Source organism: Amycolatopsis sp. CB00013 (assembly GCF_001905755.1).
Lineage (GTDB): Bacteria > Actinomycetota > Actinomycetes > Mycobacteriales > Pseudonocardiaceae > Amycolatopsis > Amycolatopsis japonica.
This window is the reverse complement of record NZ_LIWC01000002.1, coordinates 1472135-1488474: the sequence shown is the minus strand read 5'-3', so window position 1 is coordinate 1488474 and position 16340 is coordinate 1472135. Positions and strand designations below refer to the sequence as shown.

The window sequence follows — 16340 nt, the reverse complement described above, 5'->3', positions numbered from 1 at the left end:
TCCGTGGATCAGGTCCTAGGGCAAGTCCTCCGCAACGCGGTTTGGGAACGCCTCGACATGCTCTCCGATCTCGCGAACCGGGCCGACGCGCAGTCGCTCGTCTCGGTCGCCCGCTCGGAGCTCCCCCGGCTCGCCGAAGGCTGGCGCGCGATGCTTCAGGCGCACGAGCCCGACGAGCGCGGGGACTGCCCCACCTGCTCGACCCGCTGGCACAAGTGCAAGGCCCCCTGCTCGGTATGGCAGGTCGCGCACGAGCACCTGGTCGCCGGCGGCCTCGCCCCCCAGCAGATCGCGGCCACCCAGGACCACCGGCGCGAAAGCCGCCGCCGCGTCCCGGGGCAGAGCCGCGGGGTGAGCCCGGCCGAAACCACCGGCAGGCACGCGCTGGTCAACCCGCGTCGTGCCGCCATCGGCGGCGTGCACGCTTGAAAAGCCAGGCGAGTGACCGGCGGTCCGAGCAGCCCCCTCGGCAACCACGCCACGATCTCGCCTTCGCCGGCGGCGGTTCGCGCGTACCCCCGAACGCGACGAACCGCTCTCGGTAATCACTCCGGTCCCCACCGCGATTAATCGAAAATTATCGGCAGAACACCTAGCGAAGGCAGTAATCGGTCGCTAGGTTGATGATCACAAACGCAGCGCGATACCTGCCCCGGAGCGCGCTGTCATCCCCCGAACCCCGCGGGCCGGTGCCGTTGCACTCCCCTCCCCCGACCGGCACCGGTCCGCGGTCTCCAAGAGTCCTAGCTGACGCCCTTCACCCGCGTGACCAGCACCGCGGCGATGACGGTGGACAGCGCCGAAGCCGCGAAGAGGCTCGGATATCCGCCCAGGTAGGCCAAAATCGGCGCGGTCAGCATCGGCGCCACCACCTGCGGCAGCGAGTTCGCGATGTTGATGACGCCGAGGTCCTTCGCCCGGTCCTGCGCGGTGGGCAGCACCTGCGTGAGCATCGCCAGCGCGACGGCCATGTACGCACCGAAACCGACTCCCAGCAACGGTGACGCCGCGAGCGCGGCCGTCCAGTTCTGCCAGACCACCAGCAGCAGGGCGGCGACGGCCATCACCGCCGAAGCGGCGAGGACGTACGGCTTCCGGCGTCCCGTCTTGTCCGAGAAGTGCCCGGCGATGAGCGCGCCGACGACGAGCGCCGCGCCGTAGAGGCCCATCATGATCAGCAGTCCGGTGTCCGGATCTTCGTAGTGCACCGCGTCCTTGAGGAAGAACAACAGGTACAGCGTCCCGAAGGCGTTGCCGAGGTTGATCATGAAGTGACAGCCCCACGCCCAGGCGAAGTCCGGATGCCTGCGCGGGGAGATCCACAGATTCGCGAGCACGTCCCGGGTCCTGGCGGACGGCCGGAACGCGACCGGCAGCCGCGCGTCCGGCGTGCGCAGGACGAACGCCGCCGCGCCCGCCAGCACGACAGCCGCGCAGACCGCGTAGCCCAGCGGGAGCCCGGCGAGGTCGAGCATCACCACGACCACCACCGCGCCGAGCACGGTCCCGAGCATCTGGGCGATGCCGACCAGGCCGCCGACCTGAGCGCGCTGGGGTACGGGAACGCGATCGGCGATGGCCGACACCAGCATCGCGAGCATCCCGTTCAGTCCCGCCTGCACCAGACACCAGCCGAGCACCATGACCGCGACGTTCGGCGCGAACGCGAGGACGAGCAGTCCGGCGGCGGCGACCGCGGCGCCGGCCGCCGTCCACGGATGACGACGGCCGCGAGCGGAACAGGTCCGGTCGGACAGCAGGCCGACGGCCGGGTTGGCGATCAGCGCGACGACCGCGCCGATGCCGGTGACCAGGCTGAACACTGCTTCCTTGTTGGCGGCGTCCAGCAGTTCCGCCTGTTTGGGCAGGAGAACCTGGATGGGCGCGTAAACCCCCAGCCAGAGCGCGATGTTCGCGAAGAACAGCAGGCTCATCCACCCCGCGCGGACCCTGACGACCGGCTCGGCGAGCGCCTCGGGCAGGTCCCGGACCTCACTCATGGCGGATCAGTTTCCGGTACCAGCCGAAGGAGTCCTTCGGCGTGCGCTTCTGTGTCTCGTAATCGATGTGCACCAGACCGAAGCGCGGCTGGTAGCCCTTCGACCATTCGAAGTTGTCCATCAACGACCAGACGAAGTACCCGCGGACGTCGACGCCGGCGTCCATCGCTTCGCGCACGGCGACCAGGTGGCTGTCGAGGAAGTCGATGCGTTCCTGGTCGTGGACGTGGCCGTCTTCGGCGACGACGTCGTCGAAGCTGCAGCCGTTTTCGGTGATGTAGACGGGCGGAAGGTGCTCGCGGTAGCGCTCGTGGAAGCCGACGAGCAGATCGCGCAGCCCGTGCGGGACGATCGGCGAATCGTTGGTGGTCATGGGATACCCCTCGATCGCGCGAAGCTCGAAGGGCAGCGGATTGCCTTCGCCGGGCGCGGCGACGCCCTGCGGCTCGTAGTAATTCACCCCGTAGAAGTCGAGGGGCTGCGCGATGGTCGGCAGATCGTCGGCGAATCCCGCCGGGAGATGCGCGACGACTTGTTCGGGATATCGGCCGAGCAGCACCGGATCCGCGTAAGTGCGATTGATGAGGGCGTCGATCCATTCGCCCGCGGCCTTGTCCTCCGGCGAATCGGTGGCGGGCCAGATCGGCGAATGATTGTTGGCCGTACCGACGCTCCGGGCACCGGCCGCGCGCAGCGCTTGGACCGCGAGACCGTGCGCGAGATTCTGGTAGTGCGCGGTGGGCAGGGCGTCGAGCAGGAGGGTCTTGCCGGGCGCGTACTCACCGATCGCGTAGCCGAAGATCGACATGACCATGGGCTCGTTGAGCGGGATCCACATTTTCACCCGATCGGAGAACCGCTCGCCCACGATGGCGGCGTACTCCCCGAACCGTTCGGCGGTATCACGGGAGAGCCAGCCACCCTTGTCTTCGAGCGCCTGCGGGAGGTCCCAATGGAAGAGCGTCCCGGTCGGCGCGATACCGGCGGCGCAGACCTCGTCCAGCAATTCGTCATAGAACGCAAGGCCTTCGGCGTTGGGCTTGCCGTCGCCGTCGGGCTGGATCCGGGGCCAGGCGAAGGACATGCGGTAGGCGCCGACGCCGAGTTCGGCCATCAGCGCGATGTCCTCGGAGTAGCGGTGGAAGTGATCGGCCGCTACCTTGGCGTGCTCAGCCCGCGCGATCTTTCCCTCCGTTTCGGTGAACGTGTCCCAAATGGACTGTCCCCGGCCGCCTTCACCGGTCGCCCCCTCGATCTGGAAGGCGGAGGTCGATACACCCCACAGGAATTCGGACGGGAAGGTCGGATTCTCCACCGGCGGCACACCTTTCCTCTTCAGACTCGGCCGAACATGAAAAGTTCTCAGATACTATGCCTTCACTCGACCGGGGGGAACCCTGTCGGCACGATAAAGTCGCAGATCAGCGAAGGAGGAGCCCGAGTGTCCGACATCCAGGCCGCGAAACCGCAAGCGGAGACGACTCCGCTCCGGCGGCAGCCCGTTCAGCAGCGCAGCGCCAAGCGGGTGGAGCAGATGCTCGACGCCAGCGCCCAGCTGATCGACGAACTGGGCTACGACGCGTTGACGACCACGCTGATCGCGAAGCGCGCCGGGGTGGCCGTCGGTTCGCTGTACCAGTTCTTCCCCGACAAGCGGGCCGTGGTGCAGGCGCTGACGCAGCGGAACCTCGAGCGGTTCGTCGCCTCGGTGTCGGAAACCCTGAACGAGCTCGCGCCCGAGCACTGGTGGGACGTCGTGGACTCGATCCTCGACATCTACTTGGCGATGCACCGCGAGGTCCCCGGCTTCTCGAAGGTGCACTTCGGTGACGTCGTGGACCGGCAGCTCCTCGACGAGACGCGCGACAACAACGCGGTCATCGTCGACGCGCTCACCGACGTGCTCTCCGCGCGGATCCAGTCGCCGCCGGACGACATCCGGTTCGCGCTGACGATCGCGAACGAGACCGCCGACGCGCTACTGAAGCTGGCTTTCCGCCGGGACCCGCGAGGGGACGAACGGATCGTGGCTGAGGCCAAGTCGGTAGTGAAGGGCTACTTGGCGAGCAAGTTCGGGGAAGCCTGAGGCTCTCTTCGGGCGGCCGGGGGGGACTGAAGGACGCTTTCGCCGCATGCGATGCGGTGAAGGACGCTTTCAGCCCACGTCCGTCCACTGTGGACTCCCGGTGAGACTGCCCGGACGCCCCGAAGGCCCCCTTTGAGACGATGGGTGTCTTAAAGAAGGCCCTTGCTCCATTCGTGTCCACCGACGCCCGAACCCGTCGCCCCACCAGTCACACGACTCCCAGCAACCACGCCCTCACACCCGCTGACCTGGTATTACCCGGTTGTCCACATAAGTTGTCCACACCCACCCACAGTTGTGGACAACCTCGCCCCTCACCCCACCGAACCCCATTCCCCGACGCCCCCTCCCGATACGCTGGTGCGGGGCGCGCCCCCCAGGGATGGGTGGGGGGTGGGGTTGCGCGGATCAGCCGAAGTTTTGGGATTCGCCTCGGTAGGTGGGGACGGTCCGGTCGACGCGGTCGCCGACGACGACGTGGTAGTGCGTGAAGCGTTCGGCGAGTTCGCCTGCCTTCGCGTGGCGCAGCCAGACGCGGTCGCCGAGGCGGAGGTGGCGGGCCGCTTCGCCGGAGACGGGCGTTTGGACTTCGCCGGCGCCTTCGAAGCCGAGTAGCGAGAGACCTTCGGGCAGGTAGGGCTTCGGGAGCCGCGAAGACTCCGCGGGGCCCGAAGCGATGTAGCCGCCGGAGAAGAGCGTCGCGACTTTCGGTGCGGGGCGCCGGACGACGGGCAGCGCGAACATCGCGGCCGGGCGCGGCGAGAAGTGCGCGTAGCCGTCGAAAAGCGTCGGCCCGATCAAGCCGGAGCCCGCCGCGATTTCGGTGACGGCCGCTTCGGCGCCGGTCGATTCGACGCTGCCGCTGCCGCCGCCGTTGACGAACTCCAGATCCGCCAGCGCCCGGACGGCGCGAACCGCGGCCGCGCGGCGCTTCGCGATTTCCACAATGGACTTTCGCTGCATCCAGCCGATGACGGAGTTCTTGGCCCCGCTGCCGGCCGCGTCGCCGAGCCCGGCGATCTGACCTTCGTACGCCATCATCCCGACGAGCCGGAAACCCTTGCGGGACAAGATGGTCCGTGCCAGATCCGCAGCTTGCCGCGGGCTGAACACCGGCGAGCGCCGGGTGCCGATGTGCACTCCGGGCAGCGGCCGCCACGAAGCGTCGAGTTCCAGGCAGACCCGGATTTCGGGATGCCCCTGCCCCAGCGCGGCATCGACCAGGTCGAGATGTTCGGGCGAGTCGACCATGATCGAGATCGCCGCCCGCGCCCGGTCGTTCGCCGCCAGCCGCCGCAGCGCGCCATGGTCGGCGGTCGGGTACGCCACCACGATGTCGTCGGACGTCCCCTGCTCGACATGCCAGACGGCTTCGGCGAGCGAGTAGCACATGAGACCTTCGAAGCCGGGCCGCGCGAGGACTCGTTCGAGCAGGTACCGGCAGCGCACGGATTTGCTGACCACGCGGATCGGCTTCCCGGCCGCCCGCCGCAGCAGGTCGGCGCCGTTCGCGTCGAACGCATCCAAGTCGACAATCGCGAACGGAGGATCCAGGTCCTTCGTCGCCAAGTCGTACACCGTCGCACTGGTCACCCGAACTAAGGTACGACAGAAGGGCTTGAAACGCGAATACTATTCACTTACTGTTTCGGCACTCACAGCCTCTCGGAATAGGTGGGCGCATGACACGGTGGAGCAACTGGGCCGGCACCGCGACGGCGTCGCCCCTGCGCGTGCATCGGCCGCGTGACACGGACGCGATCGCCGAAGCGATCGGCCGGTCCGCCGCGGACGGACGACGCCTGCGCCCGCTCGGCAGCGGTCACTCGTTCACCGCGATCGCCGCCGCGAACTCGGACGCCATGGACCTGACCGGCTGGACCGGGATCGCCTCCGCCGACGTCGCGAAAGGCCTGGTCACGGTCCGTTCAGGGACCACGCTCAAGCAGCTCAACGCCGAACTCGACGCGCTGGGCCTGGCGATGACCAACCTCGGCGACATCGACGCGCAGACCGTCGCCGGCGCGATCTCCACCGGCACCCACGGCACCGGCGCCCGGCTCGGCGGCATCGCCACCCAGATCGCCGCGCTCGAACTCGTGCTCGCCGACGGCACCGTGGTCACCTGTTCGGCGGACGAACGCCCCGACCTCTTCGCCGCGGCGCGGGTCGGGCTGGGCGCGCTCGGCGTCATCAGCACGGTCACCCTGCAGTGTGAACCGTCGTTCCTGCTCTCCGCCCAGGAGCGGCCGGAACCGCTCGAACAGGTCCTCGAAGGCTTCGACCAGTTCGCCGACGAGAACGACCACTTCGAGTTCTACTGGTTCCCCTACGGCAAGAACGCCCTGGTCAAGCGCAACAACCGGCTTCCGGCGGGCAGCGAACACCGGCCGCTGAGCAGGCTGAAGGAGTTCGTCGACTACGAGGTCACGGAGAACGTCGCGTTCGGCGGCCTGTGCCGTCTCGGCCGCGCGGTGCCGAAACTCGTGCAGCCGCTCGGCCGGTTCGCCTCGAACATCCTCTCCGCCCGCGAGTACAGCGACACGTCCCATCGCGTCTTCGTGACCCATCGCGGCGTGCGGTTCGTCGAGTCGGAGTTCGCGATCCCCCGCGAAGCACTGCACGACGTCTTCTCCGAACTCCGCGCGTTCGTCCCGAAGCTGGAGAACCCGGTCGCGTTCCCGGTCGAGGTGCGCGTCGCCGCGGCGGACGACATCTGGCTTTCGACCGCGAACGGCCGCGACTCGGCCTACATCGCGATCCACCAGTTCGTCGGCATGCCCTACCGCGAGTACTTCGCCGGGTTCGCGTCGATCGTCGGCGAGGTCGGCGGCCGCCCGCATTGGGGCAAGATGCACGACCTCGACGCCGCGACACTGCGCTCGCGCTACCCGCGCTTCGACGACTTCCTGCGGGTTCGCAAGGAGGTGGACCCGGCCGGGATCTTCACGAACACGTACCTCGACCGGGTCCTCGGCACCGTTTAGGCCGTTTCAAACAGCGCGCTGACCGACTCTCCGTTGTGGATCCGGCGCATCGCCTCCGCCAGCGCGGGCGCGATCGACAGGACCCGCAGTTTCGGGCTCTGCTCCTCCGGCGGGATGGGCACCGTGTTCGTGCAGACGACCTCCAGCACGTCGGGCTGGCTGCCGATCCGCTCGAGCGCGCCGCTGGAGAAGAGGCCGTGCGTGCAGGCGACGCGGATCGAGCGCGGCTTCAGTTCCCGGAGCTTGTTGAGCAGTTCGATCACCGTGCTGCCCTTGGCGATCTCGTCGTCGAGGACGATCACGTCGCGGCCGGTGATCTCACCGATCACCGAGCTGATCTCGACCCTGTCGTCGGCGAAGCGCTGCTTCGCGCCCGCCGCGACCTGAACGCCGAGCAGCCGGGCGAAATGCGCGGCCTCCTTGGCGTTGCCGAGATCCGGCGAGACCACGGTGGTCGCGGACAGGTCGTACTGGCGGAAATGCTTCGCCAGTTCCTGCAACGCGTGCAGGTGATCGACCGGAACGCTGAAGAACCCGTGCACTTGCGGCGAATGCAGCGTCATCGCGAGAACGCGATCGGCGCCGGCGGTCGCCATCAGGTCGGCGACGAGACGGCCGCCGATCGAGATCCGCGGCGCGTCCTTCTTGTCCGACCGGGCGTACGAATAGTGCGGCATGACGACGGTGATCCGCTTCGCCGAAGCGCCCCGCGCCGCGTCCAGCATCAGCAGCAGTTCGACGAGATGTTCCTGCACCGGCCGCACCAAAGGCTGGATCAGGAAGACGTCGCGCTCACGGCAGTTCGCCTCGAGCTGGACTTCGAGACAGTCGTTGGCGAACCGCTGCACCTTCACCGGATGCAGGGGAACACCGAGATGGGCGCAGATCTCTTCGGCGAGCTCGGGATGGGCGCTGCCACTGAAGACCGCGATGTCCTCGCGCAAGGACCTTCTCCGTTCAGTCAAAAGACGGATTACGTCCACACACTAAAGTTTCACAGTGCGGAAAAGGCCTGAGAGATAGCAGTATCACCCGAGATCGCTTCGAGGACGCGTCCCGCCGTCGACGGGCTGTCGAGCAGAGCGACGAGGATCGCGGCGACGTCCTGCCGGGGAATGGGCCCGCGGCCGGTGGACTCGGCGATCAGGATCTCGCCGGTGCCTTCGTCGTTGGTGAGCTGCCCCGGCCGCAGGATCGTCCAATCGAGATCGCGGGCGCGCAGGTCGTCTTCGGCCGCTTTCTTGGCCTTGAGATAGATCCGGAAATCGTCCGGGACGTCCGCGGTCTCCCATTTGTCCGCCCCCATGGAGCCGACCTGGATATGCCGCCGGACGCCCGCCCGCTCGGAGGCGGCCGCGAAGAGTTCGGCGGCCGCTCTGTCCACAGTGTCCTTACGGGCGGTCCCGCTGCCCGGCCCGGCGCCCGCCGCGAAGATGGCGGCGTCGGCGCCGTCGAGCACCTTGGCGACGGCGTCCACATCGGACTTTTCCAGGTCGAGGACGACCGCTTCGGCACCGGCGGCTTCGAGATCGGCGACGTGATCGGGATTGCGCACGATCCCCACCGCCTGATCACCGCGTGCGGAGAGCAGCTTCTCCAGCTTCAGCGCGATCTGTCCGTGTCCACCCGCAATGACGACTCGCATGGACCCGACGTTAGCGCGTTCAGTCCACTTCGGCAGGGAGCTCGGTTTCGCGGAGCAGCTGCTCGTAGACGATCTCGTTGACCAGGCGCGAGACCGGGTCCTCGTCGAGGATCATGCGCTCGCCGTGGCCCTCGAGGTCGAGGTCGGCCACCGCGTTGGGGTCGGCGGTGACGATGCCGAGCCCGTAGGCGCGGGCACGCGGGAGGCAGTTGCCGACGTAGTCTTCCGTCAGTACGGCAGGCGATGGGAGAACCATCGCGGCCTCGCCGTAACGTGCGAACGGAACCGCGGAGGCCATCGCGGTGCGCCAGTGCCGGGCGACCGCGAGGACGCCGATGATCTCGGCGGCCGGCGCGGGTGCGGTCGCGGCCAGCTCTGGCCATGTCCAGGTGTCGACGGTGGCGCGATCGACGACGGGACCCATGCCCATCGCGATGCGCTCCGCGTGCACGTCGGTACGGAGCCGGGCGACCACGCAGATCTTGCGGCCGAGCACGGTGGTCTCCGGCAAGACGATGCCGTTCCAGCCGAGCAGGGCCGCCGCCTTGCGCGAAAGCTCCCCGACGCTCGCGGGCAGTTCGATCGGCGGCACCACCCGGCTCGGCAGTGACCGGCTGCGCTTCGCGCCACCGGCGACCGTCGAGCTCTCCATGTTCGGTGTAGCCGCCACGTTCCGCCTCCTTCGAACCTGGTTTCCCTAGGGCTCGTCATCCCCGTGCCACCTCGGTGGAAGCGGCACATGACCTGTCTAACAGGGCGGGGAGTCGGCGGCGCCGGACAACGGGAGTGGCTGCGATCGGCGGCACTTTGTCATCGGTGACCGGTCGGTAGGCGGTCATTCGACTTCAGTCCGACCGTGCCGCCAACCGAGTGAGAGGGAGGTAAGTGGTGTTACCCGGTGTCTCCGAACGGTCACGGGGAACGAAATGAGACGTTAGGCCATTCGGCCCAACGAATACTCATTCCACTTTGGACTTTCGCAGGTCAGGTCAGGAGATCGTCGCGGTACGAAGGAGTTCTTCGACGCCCGGCGTCCGCCACTCGTCCATCACCACGATTTGCCTGTCCGCAAGGAACCAGATCCGCTGCGTCACTTGCGTCTCGCCGCTTCCGCCCGTCTGTCCACGAGGAACACACTGGATCGTCCACTCCTCGTAGGTCGCCGTCGCCCCGCCGACCGGTGCGGTGGCGGAAGCCGTCCGCGCGGCGTCACCCTCTTGGCGGAGGTCCTTGCGCCCGGCGGCGTTGCAGGCCCGGCCGCCCGCGCTGCGCCGGTAGAACTCCCCCGGCCGGTACGGCGGCTGCTCGGCGGAGCGCTGGGTGTTGTCCGTGACGAGGACGTACTTGCAGTTGAAGTACTTCTTGGGATCCGGGCAGCCCGGCGCGACGAGCACCTTCTCCAGCCCCTGCGAGACCTCGGACCAGCCTTGCGGCAGATGCAGGGTGAGCGCTCCGGCCGAGACGTCCGTGACGCCCTGCGCGGGCGGGGCGGACGATGTGCCCTTGACCACCTTTCCGCTGGTCACGCCGTCGACAAGGGCGGGGTTCAGCAGTCCGGCGACTTTGTCGTAGGGCAGTGTGAGGTCTTGGACGCTGCAGGCGGTGGTGAAGCCCAGGTCGGTCATGTTGGCCGTGACCTCGAGGGCGGTCGGCGCGAACGCGAGCCAGACCTTCGGGTCTCCGGTGAGGTCGGCAGCCCGGAGCGGCCGGTACGGGAAAATGGTGCTCGGAGGGCCGCACTGCTCTTTGTCGGGCCAGAGGACCTCGGTCAGTTCCCGGAGGCCCTCGTCGGTGAACTTCCCGGGGGCGAACAGTTCGGCCGGCGTGAGCGCCTTGCCCTCCTTGAGGTCGATCGTCACCGTCGCGCGGCCGTGACCCCAGGTCGGATGCGGTTTGTTCACGAGGTCGCTGGTGTAGCGGACGGAGAGGTACCGCTCGTTCTGCGAGCGGATGTCGGCCTTGGTGGTCAGCGTGTACGGACCGCGTTCCGGCTCCAGCTTGGCGGCGCCGGGGCCGGTTTTGCGGTTCCAGGCGTCGATCGGCGCCATCAGCGCGTCGTTGACCCGCTTGAGCCAGGCTTGATCGGGCGAACCGGTCACCACCGGGTGGTCGCCGGTGTAGGCGAGGGTCGTGCCGGGCACCGTCCCGGACTCGGTCTTCATGGCGACCTTGAGCGCGACGGCCTGCGTGGTCGGCGGTGGCGGTGACGGGGTGCTCGCGTCGGAGAAGACGACCACCGAACCGACCACGGCGGCCGTCGCCGCGACGACCCCGGCGGTGATCTTCAACCCGACCGCGATCCCGCCGGTCGACGCTGCCGCCGCACCCGTTCCGGCGGCGGCGACACCGGGCGCGGCCGCGGTACCGGCGCTGAGCAGGACCAACGGCGTCGCCGCGACGAGCACGCCTGCCGCCTTCGCCAGCCGCGACCAGCCCTTGCGTTCCCATTCGTCGCCGTATCCCGCGCGGGCGACGCGTTCCAGTTCACTGACGAACATGAGCGCGTCGACCGGTCGTTTCGACGGGTCCTTCGCCATCCCCAGCGCGACGATCTCGTGCACCGGCTGGGGGACTTCGCCGAACGGGATGGGTGCGTGTTCGTGCAGGGTGCGCAGCACTTCGGTCTGCTCGGCCTCGTACGGCCGGTGCCCGGCGACGCACTGGAAGAACACGCAGGTCGCGGCGTAGACGTCGGTCGCGGGAGTGGCCTGTCCGCCGGACCACTGCTCGGGCGCCATGTACGCGGGAGTGCCGACGGAGGGGCCGCGTTCACCCGCCAGAACGGCCGTGCCGAAGTCGACCAGTTTGCTCTCGCCGGTGTCGGCGACGAGGACGTTGGCCGGTTTGTAGTCCCGGTGGACGACGTTCGCGGAGTGCGCCGCGGCCAGCCCGAGCAGCGATCCCTTCAGGACCGCGAGAGCGGCTTCGGGTTCGAGAGCGCCTTCGGCCTGGAGGACGGAACGCAGGGAGACGCCGTTGATCGCCTCCATGACGATCGCCGCGCCCTGCGGCGTCTCGAAGAACTCGTACAGCTTCACGACGTGCGGGCTCGTCACCCGGTGCAGCGCCAGGGCTTCTTGGCGGAACGCGTCGAGATAGGCGGGCTCGGCGGCGAAGCGGGAGAAGAGGTATTTGATCGCGACGACGTGGCCCGTGTTGTCCTGGCGCGCGAGCACCACGCGGCCGAAGGTGCCGGTGCCCAGCTGCTCCAGCTCCGTGAAGCCGGGCAGTCTCCATTCGTCGCTCAGTTCCATCGCGCCTCTTCCAGGATCTTGTCGAGGCCTGGAGTGTTCCACTCGTCCACGATCACGAGCTGCGTTTTCGGCAGGAACCAGACCCGCTGAGTGACGCTACCGCCGCCGGAACACGTGAGTCGCCACTCTTCGTATGCCGCCTTCTTCGTCCCGATCGAACGAAGCTCCTTCGTCTGGAGGACAGGTGACCCCTGCGTCTCCCCTGGTGCCCCGAGCGAGTGACATGGACGCGGGCCGGTGGATCGGTTGTAGGGCTTGCCTGGTTCATACGCCGGCGTGGCCGGATCGACCCGCGAGTTGTCGCTGAAGACCACGCCCGCGCAATGGAACGGCTGTGTGCACTGGTCGGCGGTCACCAGGTAGCGCTCGATGGGTTCGCCGGAGAGCAGTCGCCAGTTTTCCGGCGTGGTGATGGTGAAGGCGCCGACGTTGTCCTCTTTGGTCTTTTCGCCCTGCGTGCCGCCGAGCAGGTGCGCGACCGCGGGACTCAGCAGGTCACGCAGCCGGTCGTAGGGCACGGTGACGGTCGTCGGATTGCAGACCATCGGGTACCCGAGCGCGAAGGCGGCGACGCGGAACTCCATCCCGTTCGCCGCGGGCGCCGCCTGCACGATCGCCCCGTCCTGGGTGTACCGGTCCGACATCGCGCCCGCGGGAAGGTGCTCAGGCGCCGACGGCGGCGTGGCGAGACACTCGCCAGGCTTGGCCGAGGCGTACATCCGGTCCTCGACCATCCGCATCCGTTCGGCGTTGCCGTCGACGTCGGCGAACAGGCCCGCGGTCGGGATCACGTCGCCGTCGGCCAGGTCGATCACAAGGGTCCGGACGGCGTAGGCGCCGTGGTTCCCGAGCTGGACCGTCTCGACCGACCGTTCGTAGACGACCGAGATCAGCTTGTCGTCCTGGCGCAGGACCTCGGCGGTGGTGGACATATGCGGGATGTCACCGTCGGGTTCCTTCTCCGGCGGGCTGCCCGGCGGCCAAACGCTCTTGAGCCAGCCGTCGATCGGCGCCATCAGCGCCTTGTTGACCCGCTCCTCGACCGCCTTGTCCTTCAACCCGCTGATGCGGACGTACTTCCCGTTGAAGTCGAAGCCGTCGAGCTTCTCGGTGCGGGTGAGGAGGTCGACCTTCATCGCGGCGACGGTCGTCGTCCGTGGCGGCCCTTCGTCGTCGCTGTTCGTGTTGACCACCACGACCGTCCCGACGGCGACCGCGGTGGCGGCGGCGACCGCGGCGGTGATCTTGAGGCCGAGCGCGATCCCGCCGCCGGCGGTGGCCGCGACCCCGCCGCCCGCGAGGACCGGTGCGGCCGCGGTTCCCGCGCCGAGCAGGGCCAACGGGGACAGGGCGACCAGGACACCGGCGCCCTTGGCGAGCCAGTGCCAGCCGTTGCGCTCCCAGTCCTCGCCGTACGCCTTCCTGGCGGACGCCTCCAGCTCCGCGACGAACTCGGCCGCGCCAGACGGCCGGTTGGCGACGTCCTTCGCCATGCCGCGCGCGATGAGGTCGCGGACCGGTTCGGGTACTTCGCCGAACGGGATCGGGGCGTATTCGTGCAGCGTGCGGAGCACTTCGGTCTGCTCGGCCTCGTACGGCCGGTGGCCGACGACGCACTGGAAGAACACGCAGGTCGCGGCGTAGACGTCGGTCGCGGGGGTGGCGACGCCGCCCGCCCACTGCTCGGGCGCCATGTACGCGGGCGTGCCCGCGGCGACCCCGGTCTGCCCGGCGAGCACGGCGATGCCGAAGTCGACGAGTTTGCTCTGCCCCTCGCGGGTGACCAGGACGTTGGCCGGTTTGTAGTCGCGGTGGACGGTGCCCGCGGCGTGCGCGCCGGCGAGACCGAGCAGCGAGCCCTTGAGGATGGCCAGCGCGGCTTCGGGTTCGAGCTTCTCCTGGCGGCCGAGGATCTCTTTCAGGGAGATTCCGTGAACGGCTTCCATGATGATCGCGGCCCCTTGCGGGGTCTCCACGAACTGGTGCAGACGGGCGATGTGCGGCCCCGAAACGCGGCTCAGGATCTGCGCCTCATGGCGGAACTCGGCCAGCCGCTGAGGGTCGGCGGCGAACCTCGCGTACAGGTATTTGATGGCCACGACCTGCGCGGATTCGTCGTGCCGGGCCAGTACGACCCGCCCGAATCCACCTTCGCCCAGCGACCCCAGCTCGGTGAAACCCGGTAAGGCCCAGTCGTCCACAGATTCCTCCGCGATTCCCGATCGTGTCCCCTTGGAGGTGAGCTGCGCCGCAGCGGTTCCCCGCCTTCCGGGTTTAGGGTTACCCGTCGGTCACTTAGCCCGTAGCGATGGAGGAACGATGCGTTCGCCGAAGGATTTCTTCGCCCCGCTCGCGGTGGGGGCGCCGGAACCGCTCCGCCAGATCCCTGTGCCTCCTTCGCGGATGATCCACTTCTTCGATCCCAGCAACGAGAAGATGGCCGCCAAGGTCCCGGACATCGCCAAGAAGGTCGACGTCCTGCTCGGCAACCTCGAAGACGCCGTGCGCGCCGACCGCAAGGAGGCCGCGCGGAACGGGCTCGTCGCCATCGCGAAGTCGACCGACTTCGGCAAGACGCAGCTGTGGACGCGCGTCAACAGCCTCGACTCGCCGTGGGTGCTCGACGATCTGATCACGCTGGTCACCGAGATCGGCGACAAACTCGACGTGATCATGGTGCCGAAGGTCGAAGGCGCGCAGGACATCCACTACGTCGACCGGCTGCTGGCGCAGCTCGAAGCGCGGGCCGGGCTGACGAAACCGCTGCTGGTGCACGCGATCCTGGAGACCGCCAGCGGCGTCGCGAACGTCGAGGAGATCGCCGGCGCGAGCCCCCGGATGCAGGGCATCTCCCTCGGCCCGGCCGACCTCGCCGCGAGCCGCCGGATGAAGACCACCCGGGTGGGTGGCGGGCACCCCGGTTACCTCGTGCGCACGGACCCGACCGGCGAGGACCTGAACGAGGGACGCACGACGTATCAGCAGGATCTGTGGCACTACACCGTCGCGCGGATGGTCGACGCCTGCGCGGCGAACGGGATCCTGCCGTACTACGGGCCGTTCGGCGACATCCGCGACGTCGTGGCCTGTGAGGACCAGTTCCGCAACGCGTTCCTGCTCGGCTGTGTGGGCGCCTGGAGCCTGCACCCGGTGCAGATCGACATCGCCAAGAAGGTGTTCTCGCCTTCGCCCGAGGACGTCGCCTGGGCGCGGCGTGTGATCGCCGAGATGGGTGATGGCACCGGCGCGGTGATGATCGACGGCAAGATGCAGGACGACGCCTCGGTGAAGCAGTGCCGGGTGGTCGCCGAACTCGCGGACGCCCTCGCCGCCGACGATCCTGAACTCGCCGCCGCGTACGACGCGGCCACGAAGGAGGCTTCCTGATGAACCCCCGGCGTTCCGTCCTCTACATGCCCGGCGCGAACGAAAGAGCGCTGGAAAAGGCCAAGACACTGGACGCGGACGGGCTCATCCTCGACCTCGAAGACGCCGTCGCGCCCGACGCGAAGGAAGCCGCACGTGAACGCGTTTGCGCCGCGGCTTCGTCGAAGGAATACGGCTCACGCGAGGTGACCATCCGCGTCAACGGCCTCGACACCGAATGGCACGACGCCGACCTCCGTGCCGCCGCGCAGGCGGGCCCGGCCGCGATCGTGGTGCCGAAGGTGAACTCCGCCGCCGAAGTGCACAACATCGAGCGCGCGCTGGAACTCGGCGGCGCGCCGGACCACACGAAGATCTGGGCGATGGTCGAAACCCCGGTCGCGATGCTGCACGCGGAGGAGATCGCCGCGGCGTCCGAGCGGCTGACCGTGCTCGTCATGGGCACGAACGACCTGGCGAAGGAACTGCACGCCGAGTTCGTCCCCGGCCGCGCGCCGCTGCTGGGCGGACTCTCCCTCGCGCTGCTGGCCGCGCGTGCGACCGGCAAGGCCATCCTCGACGGCGTCTACAACGACGTGAAGGACCTCGAAGGCTTCGAGGCGGAATGCGTGCAGGGACGTCAGTTCGGCTTCGACGGCAAGACGCTGATCCACCCGGCTCAGCTTGAGCCGTGCAACCGGATCTTCGCGCCGTCCGAGGAGGAGATCACGCGGTCGCGCAAGATCATCGCGGCGTTCGAGGAGGCGCAGGCGGCCGGGCAGGGCGTCGTGACCGTGGACGGGCGGATGATCGAGAACCTGCACGTGGAGAACGCGCGGCGGATCTTGGCGCTGGCCGAGGCGATCGGCGGCTGAAGGGCGCCATACCCAGATGAGACGCGGCGAAGGGCCCTTTAGCCGCGTCGTATGTGGGGAAAGCGTCCTTCAGCTCGCGCTAAGCTGGTCGACGATAGCCCCGGATGGCCCCTGACCTGCTGGTCAT

General features: G+C 68.4%; 13 protein-coding genes. 5 read left to right on the top strand and 8 right to left on the bottom strand.

Features of this window, described 5'->3' with window-relative positions; all coding sequences use genetic code 11:
* Positions 1 to 3 precede the first annotated feature (3 nt).
* Positions 4 to 429, top strand: coding sequence for a hypothetical protein (locus AMK34_RS17185; RefSeq protein ID WP_037333828.1), 426 nt, complete (start codon positions 4 to 6; stop codon positions 427 to 429).
* Between the two features lie 314 nt (positions 430 to 743).
* Here AMK34_RS17185 and AMK34_RS17180 read toward each other — a convergent pair whose 3' ends face one another.
* Positions 744 to 2000 (bottom strand): MFS transporter, encoded by a 1257-nt coding sequence (locus AMK34_RS17180; RefSeq protein WP_073845979.1) that lies wholly within the window; start codon positions 1998 to 2000, stop codon positions 744 to 746.
* Positions 1993 to 3315, bottom strand: coding sequence for a GH1 family beta-glucosidase (locus AMK34_RS17175; protein WP_038522109.1), 1323 nt, complete (start codon positions 3313 to 3315; stop codon positions 1993 to 1995). The genes AMK34_RS17180 and AMK34_RS17175 overlap by 8 nt, the downstream gene beginning before the upstream one ends.
* Before the next feature lie 126 nt (positions 3316 to 3441).
* On the opposite strand from AMK34_RS17175, the gene AMK34_RS17170 reads away from it, so the two are divergent.
* Positions 3442 to 4086, top strand: a complete 645-nt coding sequence (locus tag AMK34_RS17170; RefSeq protein WP_016330531.1) for a TetR/AcrR family transcriptional regulator — start codon at positions 3442 to 3444, stop codon at positions 4084 to 4086.
* A 408-nt stretch (positions 4087 to 4494) separates the two neighbouring features.
* Here AMK34_RS17170 and AMK34_RS17165 read toward each other — a convergent pair whose 3' ends face one another.
* Complete coding sequence (locus tag AMK34_RS17165) at positions 4495 to 5679, bottom strand: amino acid deaminase/aldolase (protein ID WP_073845978.1); 1185 nt, start codon at positions 5677 to 5679, stop codon at positions 4495 to 4497.
* An 89-nt stretch (positions 5680 to 5768) separates the two neighbouring features.
* On the opposite strand from AMK34_RS17165, the gene AMK34_RS17160 reads away from it, so the two are divergent.
* Positions 5769 to 7073 (top strand): D-arabinono-1,4-lactone oxidase, encoded by a 1305-nt coding sequence (locus AMK34_RS17160; RefSeq protein ID WP_073845977.1) that lies wholly within the window; start codon positions 5769 to 5771, stop codon positions 7071 to 7073.
* Here AMK34_RS17160 and AMK34_RS17155 read toward each other — a convergent pair.
* From AMK34_RS17155 to AMK34_RS17135, 5 genes are all read right to left on the bottom strand, one after another.
* On the bottom strand, positions 7070 to 8017 hold the full coding sequence (locus AMK34_RS17155; RefSeq protein WP_037333840.1) for a ribose-phosphate diphosphokinase: 948 nt from the start codon (positions 8015 to 8017) through the stop codon (positions 7070 to 7072). The two genes, AMK34_RS17160 and AMK34_RS17155, sit on opposite strands and share 4 nt — an antisense overlap.
* A 50-nt stretch (positions 8018 to 8067) precedes the next feature.
* Complete coding sequence (locus tag AMK34_RS17150; protein ID WP_073845976.1) at positions 8068 to 8718, bottom strand: NAD(P)H-binding protein; 651 nt, start codon at positions 8716 to 8718, stop codon at positions 8068 to 8070.
* A gap of 19 nt (positions 8719 to 8737) precedes the next feature.
* Positions 8738 to 9388, bottom strand: a complete 651-nt coding sequence (locus AMK34_RS17145) for a hypothetical protein (protein ID WP_037333848.1) — start codon at positions 9386 to 9388, stop codon at positions 8738 to 8740.
* A 319-nt stretch (positions 9389 to 9707) separates the two neighbouring features.
* A complete protein-coding gene (locus tag AMK34_RS17140; protein WP_073845975.1) occupies positions 9708 to 11972 on the bottom strand; it encodes a serine/threonine-protein kinase in 2265 nt (754 codons plus the stop codon).
* Positions 11963 to 14173, bottom strand: coding sequence for a protein kinase domain-containing protein (locus tag AMK34_RS17135; protein ID WP_073845974.1), 2211 nt, complete (start codon positions 14171 to 14173; stop codon positions 11963 to 11965). Before AMK34_RS17135 ends, AMK34_RS17140 begins: the two co-directional genes overlap by 10 nt.
* Positions 14174 to 14291: 118 nt before the next feature.
* Here AMK34_RS17135 and AMK34_RS17130 point away from each other — a divergent pair, with 118 nt between their 5' ends.
* Both AMK34_RS17130 and AMK34_RS17125 read left to right on the top strand, forming a co-directional pair.
* Positions 14292 to 15359, top strand: a complete 1068-nt coding sequence (locus AMK34_RS17130; RefSeq protein WP_038507139.1) for an HpcH/HpaI aldolase/citrate lyase family protein — start codon at positions 14292 to 14294, stop codon at positions 15357 to 15359.
* Positions 15359 to 16213 carry an HpcH/HpaI aldolase/citrate lyase family protein gene (locus tag AMK34_RS17125; RefSeq protein ID WP_038507137.1) on the top strand — a complete coding sequence of 285 codons (855 nt, stop codon included), beginning with the start codon at positions 15359 to 15361 and terminating at the stop codon, positions 16211 to 16213. The genes AMK34_RS17130 and AMK34_RS17125 overlap by 1 nt, the downstream gene beginning before the upstream one ends.
* The last annotated feature ends 127 nt before the right edge of the window (positions 16214 to 16340 follow it).